This is a genomic window from Mesorhizobium sp. C120A (genome assembly GCF_030323105.1).
Classification (GTDB): Bacteria; Pseudomonadota; Alphaproteobacteria; order Rhizobiales; family Rhizobiaceae; genus Mesorhizobium.
Genome location: NZ_CP100476.1, coordinates 2,189,105 through 2,205,011, shown reverse-complemented (window position 1 = coordinate 2,205,011; position 15,907 = coordinate 2,189,105). Strand labels below are relative to the sequence as shown.

Annotated in this window: 16 protein-coding genes; 9 read left to right on the top strand and 7 right to left on the bottom strand. The window is 62.7% G+C overall.

Annotated features, from left to right (window positions below; all coding sequences use genetic code 11):
• Nucleotides 1-38: 38 nt before the first annotated feature.
• On the bottom strand, nucleotides 39-1,028 hold the full coding sequence (locus NL532_RS10800; RefSeq protein WP_023686128.1) for an ABC transporter permease: 990 nt from the start codon (nucleotides 1,026-1,028) through the stop codon (nucleotides 39-41).
• Complete coding sequence (locus NL532_RS10795; protein WP_081730894.1) at nucleotides 1,025-3,586, bottom strand: ATP-binding cassette domain-containing protein; 2,562 nt, start codon at nucleotides 3,584-3,586, stop codon at nucleotides 1,025-1,027. Before NL532_RS10795 ends, NL532_RS10800 begins: the two co-directional genes overlap by 4 nt.
• Before the next feature lie 240 nt (nucleotides 3,587-3,826).
• Between NL532_RS10795 and NL532_RS10790 the strand changes: the two genes are divergently transcribed.
• The 7 genes from NL532_RS10790 (at nucleotide 3,827) to NL532_RS10760 (ending at nucleotide 10,114) form a co-directional block, all read left to right on the top strand.
• A complete protein-coding gene (locus NL532_RS10790) occupies nucleotides 3,827-5,059 on the top strand; it encodes an ROK family transcriptional regulator (RefSeq protein WP_245260363.1) in 1,233 nt (410 codons plus the stop codon).
• Between the two features lie 262 nt (nucleotides 5,060-5,321).
• Nucleotides 5,322-5,966: a 50S ribosomal protein L25/general stress protein Ctc gene (locus NL532_RS10785; RefSeq protein ID WP_023686131.1), complete on the top strand. Its 645-nt coding sequence runs from the start codon at nucleotides 5,322-5,324 to the stop codon at nucleotides 5,964-5,966.
• Between the two features lie 21 nt (nucleotides 5,967-5,987).
• Nucleotides 5,988-6,728 (top strand): aminoacyl-tRNA hydrolase, encoded by a 741-nt coding sequence (gene pth, locus NL532_RS10780; protein ID WP_023737808.1) that lies wholly within the window; start codon nucleotides 5,988-5,990, stop codon nucleotides 6,726-6,728.
• A 95-nt stretch (nucleotides 6,729-6,823) separates the two neighbouring features.
• On the top strand, nucleotides 6,824-7,927 hold the full coding sequence (ychF, locus tag NL532_RS10775) for a redox-regulated ATPase YchF (RefSeq protein ID WP_023701570.1): 1,104 nt from the start codon (nucleotides 6,824-6,826) through the stop codon (nucleotides 7,925-7,927).
• Between the two features lie 211 nt (nucleotides 7,928-8,138).
• Nucleotides 8,139-9,113, top strand: coding sequence for a magnesium/cobalt transporter CorA (gene corA, locus NL532_RS10770; protein WP_023686134.1), 975 nt, complete (start codon nucleotides 8,139-8,141; stop codon nucleotides 9,111-9,113).
• A gap of 78 nt (nucleotides 9,114-9,191) precedes the next feature.
• The gene (locus NL532_RS10765) at nucleotides 9,192-9,653 is read left to right on the top strand and encodes a MaoC family dehydratase (protein ID WP_023670033.1); all 462 of its coding nucleotides are present in this window, start codon (nucleotides 9,192-9,194) and stop codon (nucleotides 9,651-9,653) included.
• Nucleotides 9,650-10,114, top strand: coding sequence for a MaoC family dehydratase (locus NL532_RS10760; RefSeq protein ID WP_023828124.1), 465 nt, complete (start codon nucleotides 9,650-9,652; stop codon nucleotides 10,112-10,114). Before NL532_RS10765 ends, NL532_RS10760 begins: the two co-directional genes overlap by 4 nt.
• A gap of 129 nt (nucleotides 10,115-10,243) precedes the next feature.
• Here NL532_RS10760 and NL532_RS10755 read toward each other — a convergent pair whose 3' ends face one another.
• From NL532_RS10755 to petA, 5 genes are all read right to left on the bottom strand, one after another.
• Complete coding sequence (locus NL532_RS10755; RefSeq protein ID WP_013529989.1) at nucleotides 10,244-10,789, bottom strand: adenine phosphoribosyltransferase; 546 nt, start codon at nucleotides 10,787-10,789, stop codon at nucleotides 10,244-10,246.
• A gap of 9 nt (nucleotides 10,790-10,798) precedes the next feature.
• Nucleotides 10,799-11,944 carry an alpha-hydroxy acid oxidase gene (locus NL532_RS10750; RefSeq protein ID WP_023686136.1) on the bottom strand — a complete coding sequence of 382 codons (1,146 nt, stop codon included), beginning with the start codon at nucleotides 11,942-11,944 and terminating at the stop codon, nucleotides 10,799-10,801.
• Between the two features lie 186 nt (nucleotides 11,945-12,130).
• The gene (locus NL532_RS10745; RefSeq protein ID WP_023670029.1) at nucleotides 12,131-13,003 is read right to left on the bottom strand and encodes a cytochrome c1; all 873 of its coding nucleotides are present in this window, start codon (nucleotides 13,001-13,003) and stop codon (nucleotides 12,131-12,133) included.
• A 23-nt stretch (nucleotides 13,004-13,026) separates the two neighbouring features.
• Nucleotides 13,027-14,370 (bottom strand): cytochrome b, encoded by a 1,344-nt coding sequence (locus tag NL532_RS10740; protein ID WP_023683697.1) that lies wholly within the window; start codon nucleotides 14,368-14,370, stop codon nucleotides 13,027-13,029.
• A 16-nt stretch (nucleotides 14,371-14,386) separates the two neighbouring features.
• Entirely contained in the window at nucleotides 14,387-14,947 is a 561-nt protein-coding gene (gene petA, locus NL532_RS10735; RefSeq protein WP_023670027.1) for a ubiquinol-cytochrome c reductase iron-sulfur subunit, read from the bottom strand.
• Between the two features lie 259 nt (nucleotides 14,948-15,206).
• Between petA and NL532_RS10730 the strand changes: the two genes are divergently transcribed.
• Together NL532_RS10730 and NL532_RS10725 are read left to right on the top strand one after the other, a co-directional pair.
• Nucleotides 15,207-15,482, top strand: coding sequence for a type II toxin-antitoxin system Phd/YefM family antitoxin (locus NL532_RS10730; protein WP_023701566.1), 276 nt, complete (start codon nucleotides 15,207-15,209; stop codon nucleotides 15,480-15,482).
• Nucleotides 15,482-15,904 (top strand): type II toxin-antitoxin system VapC family toxin, encoded by a 423-nt coding sequence (locus NL532_RS10725; RefSeq protein ID WP_023691588.1) that lies wholly within the window; start codon nucleotides 15,482-15,484, stop codon nucleotides 15,902-15,904. Before NL532_RS10730 ends, NL532_RS10725 begins: the two co-directional genes overlap by 1 nt.
• The last annotated feature ends 3 nt before the right edge of the window (nucleotides 15,905-15,907 follow it).

The window sequence follows — 15,907 nt, the reverse complement described above, 5'->3', positions numbered from 1 at the left end:
CTCCGTCAGAATTCGGGCTTGAAGAAAGGGGCCCGAGATCACCCCTTGGTTTCGCGCAGGACGCGCGATCTTGACAGCCGCTCCTCCAGGGAGCGCCAGTAATTGCCGACCAGCAGCGAGCCGATCAGAAGCAGGCCGATGATCATGCCTTGAGCGTCGCCGCCGATCTGGTTGAGCGCCAGCACATTTCGGATGATGGCGATCAACAGCAGCGCCAGCATGACCCCCGTGAGCCGCCCCTTACCACCGAAGACGCTGACGCCGCCGAGCAGCACGATGGTGATGACATCGAGCTCCATGCCGAGCGCATTGTTGGCGCGGGCGTTGGAGAGGCGCGCGGTGTAGACGATGCCGGCGATGGCCGCGACGAGGCCCGAAACGACGAAAAGCTTCAGCACCATTTGGCGCGTGTCAATGCCGGAATAGCGCGCCACTTCGGGGCTGCCGCCAAGCGCATAGATGCGCTTGCCGGTCGGCGTCTTCTGCAGCACCACCGCGAAGATCGGCGCCAGCAGCAGGAACGGCACGATGGTCCACGGGATTTGTGTGCCCGGCAGATTGCTGATGCCGAAATCGACAACCGCCGGCGGCAATATGTTGACCGAACCGGTGCCGAGCAGGATGTAGCCAATGCCCCGATACAGCGCCATGGTGCCGAGCGTCACCACCAGCGACTGCAACCCGAGGCCCGACACCAGATAGCCGTTGAAGGCGCCGAGCAGGCCGCCGAAGACGAGCGTCAGCGGAATGGCGGCCAGCGTCGGCACGCCGGCCTGGACAAGCAGGCCAAAAATCACGGATGTCAACGCCAGCACCGAGGCGATCGACAGGTCGATCTCGCGGGTGATGATGAGCAGCGTCATCGGCAGGATCAGCAACGCCTTTTCCGAGGCGCTTGCGGCCAATTGCGAGAGGTTGAAGCCGGAGACGAAATTCGGCACGAAGACCGCCGCATAGATGAAGACGGCGAGGCAGGCGGTCGCCAGCAGCAGATCCCAGAAGTCGATCGAGCGGATAAACTTTCTCATCTCGCCCTCGCCTGTCTTGCCTGTTCGGCACGCCGCACGATGAAGGTGTCGATGCCGATGGCAACCAGGATCACCAGGCCATAGACGCCCTGCAGCCAGAGCGGGTCGACACGCACCAGCGTCAGCCCGTTCTTGATGACCAAGAGAGTGAGCGCGCCAAGGATGATGCCGAGCAGCGTGCCCGAGCCGCCGCGGATGGCGACGCCGCCGACCACTGCAGAGGCGATCACCGTGAGTTCGAAGCCGAGCGCGACGCGGGCATCGATGGTGGCATAGCGCGATGCCCACAGCGCCCCGCACAGACCGCCGAGCAGGCCGGCCATGCCGAAGGCCAGCAGAATGCGCCGGTCGACCGGAATGCCGATCAGCCTTGCGCCGTCCGGGTTGGAACCGGTGGCAAACAGCTCGCGCCCGGTTGCGGTGCGATAGAGCAGCACATAGCCGGCGCACAGGATGACAATAGCGATGATGACGATCAGCGGCACGCCTGCGATCTTCAGCCCGGTCATGTCGAGCCAGGCTTGCGTGACTTCGTCGGCGCTGACCTGGTCGCCCGCCGCCCAGATCGAGTTGAAACCGCGGAAGATCGACATCGAAGCCAGCGTAACGACGATGGCCGGGATCTTTCCCCTGGTAACGACAAGGCCGTTGAGCAGTCCGGCAAAGCCGCCGACCGCGCAGGCGGTGATCAGGCCGATGTCGATGTCCAATCCGGGATAGGCCTGAACCATGCTGGCCGCCATATAGGCGGAGAGGCCGATCACAGCTGCGATCGACAGGTCGATGTTGCGGGTGATCAGCACCAGCATCTGCGCCAGTGCGGCGACAATCAGCAAGGCCGCGTCCATCGACACAGCGGTGAGGTTCGCCGCGCTCACCATGCGCGGGTTGATGATGGTGACCGGAATGGCGACGGCGAGCATCGCCGCAAGCAGGCCGAATTCCCGCCGCTTCAGAAAATCGAACGGTCCTTTTGCCTTTTCCTCCTCGGCGGCGCGTTCTATCTGCGCTGCCTGGCCGGCACGTTCATCGGTCCTGGTCGCCGCTTCCAGTACCTTTTCCTGCGTGGCTTGTCCGCGCGAAAACTCAGCAGTCTGGCGGCCTTCGCGCAGCACGATAATGCGGTCGCACATGCCGATCAGCTCGGGCATCTCTGACGAGATCAGCAGGATCGCCATGCCTTGCGCGGCAAGGTCAGCGATCATTGCATGCACTTCCGCCTTGGTACCGACATCGATGCCTTGCGTCGGCTCGTCGAGGATGAGCACGCGCGGCTCGGTGCGCAGCCATTTGGCCAGCACCACCTTCTGCTGGTTGCCGCCGGATAACTCTTTCACCGGCTGCCCGTAGCCGGAAAAGCGCAGCTTCATGCGCTTCAGCCAGTCCGCCACCAGACCGATGGCGCGGTCGGTGCCGTAGAGACCGCGTTGTGCGGCCTTGTCGAGAACAGGTAGCACCGCATTGTCGAGGATGGAGAAATCCATCACCAGGCTCTGGCCCATGCGATCTTCCGACACATAGGCGATGCGCGCATCCATGGCGTCGCGCGCCGAGGCGAACTGCACGGGCTTGCCGTCGATCAGGATTTCGCCGGCGTCGGGCCGGTCGATGCCGAACAGCACGCGCGCAATCTCGGTGCGTCCGCTGCCGACCAGGCCGCCAAGCCCCAGCACCTCGCCGGCGTGAAGCTTGAGGTCGATACCGGCAAACCCGCCGGCGCGCGAAAGTCCCTTCGCCTCCAGCACCAGCGCGCCTGAGGCATGGCGCCGTTCGGGATAGAGGTCGGTGACTTCGCGCCCGACCATCATGCTGATGGCGGCAGCGCGGCCAAGCTCGGCCTTCGGCTTGACGCCGATCAGGCGCCCGTCACGCAGCACGGCGATGCGGTCGGCGATGCGGAAGATTTCATCCATGCGGTGGCCGACGAACATCATCGCCACGCCATGCAGCCTGAGATCGGCAACGACGGAAAACAGCCGCTCGACCTCGCGCTGTGACAGCGCCGCCGTGGGCTCGTCCATGATCAGCACGCGGGCATCCAGCGACAGCGCGCGGGCGATCTCGACCAGTTGTTGTTCAGAGGTACGCAGTGTCCCCAGCCGCGTTGCCGCCGGCACGTCGAGCCCGACGGTAGCCAGCACCTTGCGGGCGCCGGCCAGCATGGCGGCATTGTCGATGCCGCCGAAGCGGTCGCGCGGCATGTGGCCGAGATAGATGTTTTCCGCCACCGAAAGATCGGGAAACAGGCCAGGATGCTGGTGCATGACCGCAATGCCGGCCGCCTGCGCGTCGTGCGGCGAATGGAAAGCTGCTGGCTTGCCGTCGACCTCGACGTGACCGCTGGTGGGGGAATGCACGCCGGCCAGAAGCTTCACGCAGGTGCTCTTGCCGGCGCCGTTTTCGCCAAGCAGCGCCAGCACCTCGCCGGAGCGCAATTCGAAGGAGGCGTCCTTGAGCGCAATCGTGCCGCCGAAAGCCTTCGTCGCCTGAACCAGGGCAATGGGAACAGCCCGCACCACCGCAGCGTCGGCTTCGCTTTGTGTGCCCGAGTGCAGCACGTCTCCTCCCTGACTAGTTATTTTTTCAATTTGCTATATTAAATAGCGCAAAGGCGCAACGGCAAAATTGACTTCCATGGTTCCGACGCGCACTGTCGCCGCCAACATAGGCACCGCAGGGTGCGCTCGGCCGCAGGTGGTTTGCGGGCTTCGCGCCGGGAACGGGACATTTGGGGAGTGCGGGTTTTGTCAGGGAGAGGCAGCAATTCTGTCAAAGTTCGGCACTATAATGAGCGTTTCGTGCTCGACGCCATCCGCCGCCTCAAGGAAGCGTCCAAGTCCGATCTGGCGCGCGCGGCAAGCCTGACGCCGGCGGCGGTCGCTGCCATCGTCGACGGCCTCGAATCCTCCGGTTTCGTAAAGCAAGTGGGGAAAAGGTTCGGGCAACGCGGATCGCCCTCCACGCTTTACCGGCTGACACCAGAACGCATCTACAGCGTCGGCATCAAGATCGGCCGGCGTGCGCTGGAAGCCGTTCTGGTCGACTTCGCCGGTGAAATCCGCGCAAGAGAGTCGCACGAATACCGCTTCCCCGATCCTGATCTGGTGCTGAAGGCCGGCAACATGGCGCTGGCCACGTTCGAGAAACTCGTCGACGGACTTGGCGATGCAAGCATCGTCGGCGTCGGCATTGCCTCCCCCTATTTCCTCGGCGGCTGGAGCGAGGAACTCGGCTTTCCCGACGATCTCGGCAGCCGCTGGGAAGCGATCGACCTGACGACATGCTTTGCCACGCCGGCAAAGACGCCGGTGTTCGTGGAAAACGACGCCACGTCGGCGGCGCTGGCCGAACTTGTCCAGGGCGCCGGCGCCCGCTTCCGCGATTTCATGCACATCTCGATCGACACCTTCGTCGGCGGCGGCCTGGTGCAAGGCGGCAGGGTCCATACCGGCCCGCATGGCAACACCGCAGCACTCGGGCCCTTGCCGGTCTCGCCCTCGAGCCTCGATTCGGTCGCGGCCAAACCGGCGCGCTACCAGAGCCTGCTGCATCGCGCCTCGATCTATGTGCTGGTCAATCACCTGAGGTCGCGCGGCGTGGTGATCAACCGCGTGCGAGAGCTCGATCCGTTGCCGCCCGAGGCGCGCGCGCCCTTGTTCGAATGGATCGACGATTGCGCGAGCGCGCTGGTCGAGGCGATCATCGCCATCACCTCCATCATCGATATCGAGGCCATCGTTCTCGACTCGATCCTGCCCAGGCCGATCCATCTCGAACTGCTGGCAAGGGTGCAGGCCCAGTTCAACCAGGCCAGCGCCATCGGCATCGTGGCGCCGGAGATCGTGCCGGGGCAATTCGGCCCCGAAGCGTCCTCGATCGGCGCCGCCATGCTGCCGTTCTCGGCGCTGCTGGCGCCCGACAGCGGCGTGCTCATGATCGGCAAGGACCGGACGAAACTGCTGAGCGCTCTGTCCACGCTCGGTGGCGCCAAGGGAAACGGATCAAATCCGCCCACCGACCTGCCGGCCTGAGCGCAATGCGGCGCCCAACGCAGGCATCGGCCGCCCTTGCCCGCCATGGCTTGCACGCCTGCCCGCCTTCCGCTATAGAGCCGCCACCCGCGTAGACACCCTTGGAGGCAACGCGGCGGAAGGCTGCCTTCCCTTGTGATCCCGAACAAAGCTCCGCGTATGCGGTTTCTGGCATTCGGACATCCAGGCCTGGCGGCTTTCGACGTTTACGGTCCAGGCACACTGCACCGCAAACGCTCCATAAAACGCGAAAGGAAATGCCATGAGCCACGATACTTACGAGCTCAAGGCCGAAGCGCGCGAACAGGTCGGTAAGGGGTCCGCCCGTGCAGTTCGCCGCAACGGTAAAGTGCCTGCAGTTATCTACGGCGACAGACAGCCTCCCCTGGCGATTGCGCTGAACTATAAGGACGTCTTCTACAAAATCCATGGCGGCGGGTTTTTGACCACGATCGCCACGATCGATGTCGACGGCAAGAAAATCCAGGTTCTGCCCAAGGATTTCCAGCTCGACCCCGTCAAGGATTTCCCGGTCCATGTCGACTTCCTGCGCATCGGCAAGGACACCGAGGTCAACGTCGACGTGCCTGTCCACTTCATCAATGAAGACAAGTCGCCCGGCATCAAGCGCGGCGGCGTGCTCAACATCGTGCGTCACGAAGTCGAGTTCCACTGCCCGGCCAATGCGATCCCGGAATTCATCACCGTCGATCTCACCGGCGCCGACATTGGCGATTCGATCCACATCTCGGCGGTTACCTTGCCGGCCGGCGTCAAGCCGGTGATCTCCGATCGCGACTTCACCATCGCGACCATTGCCGGCTCCTCGGCGATGAAGCCGGAGACGGAAGAGACGGCGGAAGCGGCAGCCCCCGAAGCGGCGGCTCCTGCTGCCGAAGAGAAGTAATTTTCGGGCCTGGAGTTCACGATGCTTGTCTTTGCAGGCCTCGGCAATCCGGGCGCGAAATACGCTGATAACCGGCACAATGTCGGCTTCATGGCGGCGGACGCAATTGCCCGCCGCCATTCGTTTTCGCCCTGGTCGAAGAAGTTCCAGGGCCTGATCGCCGAAGGCACGATTGCCGGCGAGAAGATTCTGCTGATCAAGCCGCAGACCTTCATGAACCTGTCGGGACAGGCGGTCGGCGAAGCCTTGCGCTTCTACAAGCTCGGCCCCGAGGCGCTGACCGTCTTCTATGACGAGATCGACCTGCCGGCCGGCAAATTGCGGGTCAAGGTCGGCGGCGGCGCCGGCGGCCACAACGGCATCCGCTCGCTCGACCAACATGTCGGCAAGAACTTTCGCCGCGTGCGCATCGGCGTCGGCCATCCCGGCGTCCGGGAAATGGTGCATGGCCATGTGCTCGGCGACTTCGCCAAGGCCGATCGCGAGTGGCTGGATGTGCTGCTCGACACCATCGCCGACGATGCCGGGCTGCTGGCCAAGGGCGACGATAGTTCCTTCATGAACCGCATTACTCTGGCCCTGCGTGACAAGCTGGTGCCGACCAGCGACGACGACCGGCCGCCGCCCAAGGCGCCGAAGGCTGAAGGTCCAAAGGCTCAAAGCCACATCCGCCAGGCACGGCCACAGCAGGCGCCGGCCAAGCTGCCGGAAAGCGGCCCTATGGCCGCCATGCTGAAGAAACTGTTCGGCAAGAAGGACTGAGCGTCGATAGGATCGGGACCGCGGGGCTTGACGTTGCTCACCCCTATCGCCCATAGCCCTCATCAAATTTCTAGTTTCCCGATAGGACCGGACACATGGGTTTCAAATGCGGCATCGTTGGCTTGCCCAACGTCGGCAAGTCGACGCTTTTCAACGCGTTGACCAGGACGGCGGCGGCGCAGGCCGCCAACTATCCGTTCTGCACCATCGAACCGAACACCGGCGAGGTGGCGGTGCCTGATCCGCGGCTGCAGAAGATCGCCGCGATCGCCAAGTCTAAGGAGATCATCCCGACCCGCATCTCCTTCGTCGACATCGCCGGCCTGGTGCGCGGCGCCTCCAAGGGCGAAGGGCTGGGCAACCAGTTCCTCGCCAACATCCGTGAGGTCGACGCCATCGTGCATGTGCTGCGCTGTTTCGAGGATGACGACATCACCCATGTCGAGGGCAAGATCGACCCTGTCGCCGACGCCGATACGGTCGAGACCGAGCTGATGCTCGCCGACCTCGACAGCCTCGAGCGCCGCATCGTGCAGATCCGCAAGCGCGCTGGCAGCAAGGACAAGGAAGCAACCACCGTGCTGCCGATGATGGAGGCCGCACTCGAGCTCCTCCAGGCCGGCAAGCCGACCCGCATCCTGCTCAACGGCATTTCAGCGGAAGACCTGCGCATCCTGCAGGGACTGAACCTCTTGACCTCGCACCCCGTGCTCTATGTATGCAACGTCGCCGAAGCCGACGCCGCCACCGGCAACGAGCACACCAAGGCCGTGGAAAAGATGGCGACCGCGCAAGGCGCCGGCACCGTGGTGATCTCGGCCGCGATCGAGGCCGAAGTCGCCCAGCTCTCCGACGAGGAAGAGATGGAGTTCCTGTCCTCGCTCGGCCTCGACGAGCCTGGCCTCAACAAGGTCATCCGCGCCGGCTACGATCTGTTGCATCTGATCACCTATTTCACCGCCGGGCCGAAGGAGACGCGCGCCTGGACGATCCACAAGGGCGACAAGGCCCCGCAGGCGGCCGGCGTCATCCACACCGATTTCGAGCGCGGCTTCATCCGCGCCCAGACCATCGCCTACAACGACTACATCACACTGGGCGGCGAAGTAGCGGCCAAGGAAGCCGGCAAGGCGCGCGACGAAGGCAAGGAATATGTCGTCCAGGACGGCGACGTCCTGCTGTTCAAGTTCAACACCTGAGACGCCGAGGCATCTCGCGGCTCGCGCGCTGACCGCGGCCGATCACAGCTGCGTCAAGTGGAGGAGCCAGCCTGCCGCTTCGCTTGACTGCCCTTGGCACCGGGTCTAAGGCCCTCTGCATCCGATTGGCCGTGGCCGTGGGAACTGCCGCGCGTGCAAGACCCATCGCTATCGAACGGAACCTCTTGGGCTCAACCAATGGAGAGCGGCGATGATCAAGGCCTTCGTCGTCGACAATGACCGCCTGCGCCCCGCCGACGATCTCGTGGCCAATGGCGATCAGGTCGTCTGGGCCGACCTTCTCAACCCGACCAAGGAAGAAGAAACAACGATCGAGACTTGGCTCGGTGTTGCCATCCCGACGCGCGAGGAGATGGAGGAGATCGAGATTTCGAGCCGCCTCTACATCGAGGACGGCGCCTACTTCATGACCGCGACCTTGCCGGCGCAGACCGAAATCGATGATCCCTTGATGTCACCGGTTACCTTTGTGCTTGCCGGCCCGAGACTGGTCACCATCCGCTATCATGAGCCGAAGGCGTTCAAGACCTTTCCGCTGCGCGCCGAGAAGGTGGCGACAGGCTGCACCACCGGCAACACCATCCTGATCGGCCTGCTGGAGGCGATCGTCGATCGCCTAGCCGATATTCTCGAACGCGCCGGCCGTGACATCGAGACGATCTCGCGCGACATTTTCGAGGCGCGGTCGACCAAGGTGAACAAGCGCAATCGCGATTTCCAGGAACTGCTCAAGGCCATAGGCCGCAAGGAAGACATTGCCTCCTCGATCCGCGACAGCCTGATCTCGCTGCAGCGCCTCACCGGCTTCCTTGCCCACGTCGCGACCCAGATCAAGATGAGCAAGGACGTCCGCGCCCGCATCAAGACAGTATCGCGCGACGTGCTGTCGCTCGCCGACCATGCCACCTTCCTGTCGCAGAAGATCTCGTTCCTGCTCGACGCGACGCTCGGCATGATCTCGATCGAGCAGAACGCCATCATCAAGATCTTCTCGGTCGCCGCCGTCATCTTCCTGCCGCCGACGCTGGTGGCTTCGATCTACGGCATGAATTTCGACGTCATCCCGGAGCTGAAATGGGAGCTCGGCTATCCCTTCGCCATCGGCCTGATGATCCTGTCGGCGATCCTGCCGTTCTGGTATTTCCGCCGCCGCGGCTGGTTGTAGGCCCAATAGAATTCGCTTGACCAAACGCCGCCCGGACGGCATCCGGATGCCCGGTGATCGTACAACCGGATTGGGATCATGACCGCAAAAAGCTGGGCCTACGAGGATTTCACCGAGGGCGCATCGATCGACCTCGGCGCCAAGCAGGTGAGTGCGGCCGAAATCATCGAATTCGCCACCGAATTCGACCCGCAGCCGATGCATCTCGACGAAGCCGCCGGCAAGGCCAGCATCCTTGGCGGCTTGGCCGCCTCCGGCTGGCACACCTGCGCGATCTTCATGCGCATGCTGTGCGACGCCTTCCTGCTCGACTCGACCGCGCAAGGCGCGCCCGGCATCGACCAGGTCAAATGGAAGAAGCCGGTGCTGGCCGGCGACACACTGGCCGGCAGCACCAGCGTGCTTGCCAGGCGCCTGTCGAAATCCAGGCCTCAGCTCGGCCTCGTCACCTTGCGCAGCGAACTGTTCAACCAGCGCGGTGAAAGCGTCTTCGAACTTGAGAACACTGTCATGTTCTTGACCCGCGAGGCCGGCGCATGAGCCTCGACGCGTTCTTCCGCATCGGCGATACCATCAACCTCGGTTCGCACACATTCGAAACCGAGGCGATCAAGGCGTTCGCCTGCAAATACGATCCACAGGTCTTTCATGTCGACGAGGAGGCCGCAAAGAAAAGCGTGTTCGGCCGCCTCTGCGCCTCAGGCTGGCACACCGCGGCCACCTGGATGAAGCTCAATCTCAAAAATCCTATGGACGCTTCTCAATGGACCGGACCCGGCCCGGTACCAGAATTCGGCCCCTCCCCCGGCTTCAGGAACCTGAAATGGCCAAAGCCGGTCTATGCCGGAGAAACCGTCACCTTCATGCGCACGGCCCTGTCCCACCGCCCGCTCGCCACCCGCCCCGGCTGGCGGCTGCTCGCGCTGCGCTCGGAAGGATTCGATTCTACGGGCGACAAGGTGCTGGAGTTCGACAGCGCGGTGCTGGTGAAGGCTGGGTAGGGGTAGGTTTTAGGCAGTAGGGATTAGGCAGCAGTGGGTGCTGCTCCTTGCACGGAATGCGGAGCTTCCCTCCCTACTCCCTACTCCCTACTCCCTACTCCCTACTCCCTACTCCCTACTCCCTACTCCCTAATGCCCCTCAAACCCGATCAACGTCCGCACCGGCACGCCCAGCGCTTCGAGCTTCGCCCGTCCGCCGAGATCCGGCAGGTCGATGACGAAGCACGCGGCAAGAATATCGGCGCCGATCTGCCTCAGCAGCTTGACCGCCGCCTCCGCCGTGCCGCCGGTCGCGATCAGGTCGTCAACCAGGATCACCTTCTCGCCCGGCGCAACGCCGTCCTTGTGCATCTCCATCTCGTCCAGCCCGTATTCCAGGCTGTAGGCGACGCGTACCGTCTCGTAAGGCAGCTTGCCCTTCTTGCGGATCGGCACGAAACCGGCCGAAAGCTGGTGCGCGACCGCACCGCCGAGGATGAAGCCGCGTGCCTCAATGCCGGCGATCTTGTCGATCTTCTGCCCGGCATAGGGATGCACCAGCTCGTCGATGGCCCGGCGGAAGGCGCGCGCATTGCCGAGCAAAGTGGTGATGTCGCGAAACAGGATGCCGGGCTTGGGGTAGTCCGGAATGGTGCGGATCGCGGCGAGCAGCGTGTCTTCGAGCGAGGATTTCATGGGTCGAGATTACCTGAAACGGAGGTTGTTGCGCGACAATTGTTCGATCGAACTGCAGCCCATCAGCTTCATGCCGCGCTCGATCTCGATCCGCATCTGCTCCAGCGCCCGCTCGACGCCCGGCTGTCCGGCCGCCGCCAGGGGGAACAGATAATAGCGGCCGACGCCAACAGCCTTGGCGCCGAGCGACAGCGCCTTCAGCACATGGGTGCCGCGCTGCACGCCGCCATCCATGATGATGTCTATTCTGTCGCCGACGGCATCGACGATCTCGGCCAGTTGGTCGAACGCCGCCCGCGAGCCGTCCAGCTGCCGGCCGCCGTGGTTGGACAGCACAATGCCGCTGCAGCCGATCTCGACGGCGCGCTTGGCATCCTCCACCGACATGACGCCCTTGAGACAGAACGGACCTCCCCACAGTCTGACCATCTCGGCAACATCGTCCCAGGTCATCGACGGATCGAGCATCTCGGTGAAGTAGCGGCTGATCGACATCGTGCCGCCGCCCATGTCGACATGCTCGTCGAGCTGCGGCAGCTTGAACCCCTCATGGGTGAAATAGTTGATCGCCCAGCCCGGCTTCAGCGCGAACTGCAGCATGCCGGCAAGGTTGAGCTTGAAGGGGATGGCAAAGCCGGTGCGCTTGTCGCGCTCGCGGTTGCCTCCGGTGATGCTGTCGACGGTCAGCATCATCACTTCGACTCCAACCGCTTTCGCCCGCTGCATCATCGCCCGGTTGAGGCCGCGATCCCGGTGGAAATAGAACTGGTAGACCTGCGGGCTGCTGCTGATCTTGCGCGCTTCCTCAAGACTGACAGTGCCGAGCGAGGACACGCCGAACATCGTGCCGAATTTGGCCGAAGCCTTGGCCACCGCGCGCTCGCCTTGATGATGGAACAGCCGCTGCAAGGCGGTCGGCGAGCAATAGACGGGCATGGCCAGCTTCTGGCCCATCACCGTCACCGACATGTCGATCTCGCTTACCCCGCGCAGCACGTTGGGAACGAGGTCGCAGCGCTCGAAGCTCTCGGTGTTGCGGCGGTAGGTGACCTCGTCGTCGGCCGCGCCATCGATGTAGTTGAAGATTGGCCCCGGCAACCGCTGCTGGGCCATGCGCCGGAAATCGGAAAAGTTGTGACAGTCGCGTAGCCGCATCATCGATCCCAAATGCCCCTTTAGCCGGCGATCCGCCGGGCGCGCGTGCAATACCAATCGCATGGCGCCGTGCCAACGGACTTCTTACTGGACGGCTGCTGCGCCAAGATGCGAACCATGCCCGGTTTGGCAAGCAAAAAGGGCGTCCGAAGACGCCCTTTCCATTTCCGAGGAATAAGATGCGGCTTAGTGCGCCACGCCTTCCCACACCTTGCGCTTGGTCAGATACATCAGCGCGCCGAACAGAAGCAGAAACACCAGAACGCGGAAGCCGGTCTTCTTGCGGTCTTCCATATGCGGCTCGGCCGCCCACATCAGGAACGCCGAGACGTCGCGCGAATACTGGTCGATCGTCTGCGGCGAACCGTCATCGTAGGTGACCTGGCCGTCGGAGAGCGGCTTGGGCATCTTCAGCGACACGCCGGACATGAAGTATGGATTGTAGTGGGTGCCTTCGGGGATCACCATGCCGGCAGGTGGCGTCTCGTCGTAGCCGGTCAGCAGCGAATGGATGTAGTCCGGGCCGCCCTGCGCATATTGCGTGAAGATGTCGAAGACGAAGCGCGGGAAGCCGCGCTCGACGCCGCGCGCCTTGGCCAGCAGCGACATATCCGGTGGGGCAGCGCCGCCGTTGGAAGCGGCAGCCGCCTCCTCATTGGCGAACGGCGCCGGGAAATGGTCGGACGGCTTGCCCGGGCGGTCGAACATGTCGCCGGCATCGTTGGGTCCATCATGGATGGTGTACTCAGCCGACAGCGACTTGATCTGCGCTTCCGAATAGCCGAGGTCCTCTAGCGTGCGGAACGCCACCAAATTCATCGAGTGGCAGGCCGAGCAGACTTCCTTGTAGACCTTCAAGCCACGCTGCAGCTGCGCCTTGTCGTAGGTGCCGAACGGACCGGCAAAAGTCCAGTCCATCTCCTTCGGCTCGTGGATCGGGAAATGCGTCGGTGCCGCCGCGTTGTGCGCCTCTTCAGCGGCGATCGCCACACTGCCGACGGCTCCGATGCCAGCGGCAAACACGCCTAGCAGGGCGAGCGAGGTGAGAATCTTTTTCATGCCAAATCCCCTTAGATTCTCACTCAGCCTTTGGTTTCCGGCGCCGCGGTCGCACCGGCCGGATGTCCCCCTCCGGCACCCTTGTTCTTCTCCAGCACCGCCTCGGTGATCGAATTCGGCAGTCTGCGTGGCGTCTCGATCAGGCCAAGCACCGGCAGGATGACGAGGAAGAAGGCGAAGTAGAACAGTGTCGCCGCTTGAGCGTAGCCAACGTAGTTGCCCGAGACCTCACCTATCAGGAGGGTCAACAGACCGCCACCTTCCGCCGGCTGCGAGCCAAGCCAGCCAAGCAGGACAGCGTCGGCGACGAACAGCCAGAAGAAAAGCTTGTACCAGGGCCGGTAGACCGCCGAGCGCACCTTGGAGGTGTCGAGCCACGGCACCAGGAACAGCATGACGATGGCGCCGAACATGCACAGCACGCCACCGAGCTTGGAGTTGATCGGCCCGATGTTGAAGGTGATCGCGCGCAGGATCGCGTAGAACGGCAGGAAGTACCATTCCGGCACGATGTGGGCCGGCGTCTTCAGCGGGTTGGCGATCGTGTAATTGTCCGGATGGCCGAGAAAGTTCGGCAGGTAGAAGACGAAATAGGCGAAGAAGAACAGGAACACGATCATGCCGAATGCATCCTTGATGGTCGCATAGGGCGTAAAGGCAACGGTGTCGGTTTTCGATTTCACCTCGATGCCGGTCGGGTTCGACTGGCCGACCACATGCAGCGCCCAGACGTGCAGCACGACGACGCCGGCGATCATGAACGGCAGCAAATAGTGCAGCGCAAAGAAGCGGTTGAGCGTCGGGTTGTCGACGGCGAAACCGCCGAGCAGCAGTTCCTGGATCCAGTTTCCGACCAGCGGAATGGCGCTGAAGAAGCCGGTGATGACGGTGGCGCCCCAGAAGCTCATCTGACCCCAGGGCAGCACATAGCCCATGAAGCCGGTCGCCATCATCAGCAGATAGATGATGCAGCCGAGGATCCACAGCAGCTCGCGCGGCGCCTTGTAGGAGCCGTAATAAAGCCCGCGGAAGATGTGGATGTAGACGGCGACGAAGAAGAACGAGGCGCCGTTGGAATGCATGTAGCGCAACAGCCAACCGGAATTGACGTCGCGCATGATCTTCTCGACCGAATTGAAGGCGAGATTGGTGTCGGCGGTATAGTGCATGGCGAGCACGATACCGGTCAGGATCTGCGCCACCAGCATGATCGTGAGGATGCCGCCGAAGGTCCACGCATAGTTGAGGTTGCGCGGCACCGGATAAGCGATGAAGCTGTCATAGATCATGCGCGGCAGCGGCATGCGGGCGTCGAACCAGCGTTCGATACCGGTCTTGGGCGTATAGGTCGAGTGTCCCTCGCTCATCGAATTATCCCCTGCCTCAACCGATAAGGATTTTGGTATCGGAAATGAACTTGAATACCGGCACGGCCATGTTTTCCGGCGCCGGGCCTTTGCGGATGCGGCCGGCGGTATCGTACACCGAACCGTGGCACGGGCAGAACCAGCCGCCGAAATCGCCTTCCTGGCCAAGCGGAATGCACCCCAGATGCGTGCAGACTTGCACCATCACCATCCAGGCTTCCTTGCCGGGCGTGGTGCGGTTGGCATCGGTCGCCGGCGCATCGGCGGGCAGATTGGCGTTGCGGGCAATAGGATCCTTGAGATCGGCAAGGTTCACGGCTTCGCCGTCCTTCATCTCCTGCTCGGTGCGATTGCGCACCACGACCGGCTTGCCGCGCCATTTGACGATCAGCGACATGCCAGGCGTCAGCGAGGCGACATCAACCTCGACCGAGGCCAGCGCCAGCGTCGAGGCATCAGGGCGCATCTGGTCGATGAAGGGCCAGGCAACGGCGCCTGCGCCAACCACTGCGGCCATGCCGGTGGCGACGTAGAGAAAATCACGACGGTTGGGATCCTGGGTGTCGGTTGCGCTCACGGGTGCCTGATCCTTTCGCCTCTTCCGAGCCGGCGGCCGAGCTTTGTCCCCGCTCCATCGCGCCGGCCCGACAGCGCATGGCGAACAAGCTAGCGAATTCCTCCGGCATTTGGATTTCGGTTTATGCGTGAAGCCCGTTTTTGTCCAGCGGGCTGAGGCCACAAGGGCAGATTGTCGCGGGCGTTCCGCACGAAGAGAAATTTGACGAGCTTGGCCGAATGTAGCAATATGTCTACATCTTCCGGATGGAGGTGTTGATATGAATATCTCGACGAAGACGATAACCATCATGTCGAGCCGTGAATTCAACCAGGACACGGCGCATGCCAAACGGGCAGCCAAGAACGGGCCGGTCATCATTACCGACCGCGGCAAGCCCTCCCATGTGCTGATGTCGATGGAGGAATATCAGCGTTTAGAGAAGAAGCCGAGAAGCCTCGCGGACGCGATTGCCGATGATCGCCCCGAAGCAGATTTCGACTGGGAACCACCTCGCCTGGAAGGACCGTTTTTCAAGATTCCCGAACTCGACTGATGTTCATTCTTGACACCAATGTCGTTTCGAATCTGCGTCGTCGGGACAAGGCCGATCGCAACGTTTTGGCCTGGTCAGAGACCCACGACATCGCCAGCTTTTTCATGTCGGTCATTTCGATCCTGGAACTCGAAATCGGAACATTGCTCTTGTCGAGGAAGGATACTCGCCAGGCCACCATGTACCGTGAGTGGTTGGATCAGACACTCATTCCACAGTTTGACGACCGGATATTGAGCATAGACAAGGCTGTTGTCGTGCGTTGCGCAAACCTCCACGTTCCCGATCCAAAGCCGGAGCGCGACGCCCTCATAGCCGCTACCGCGCTCGTCAAAAACTTGACAGTCGTGACCCGCAACACCAAGGATTTTGAAGGCACCGGCGTGAAGCTTTTCAACCCCTGGATACCGACGAAGGGTTAGAGG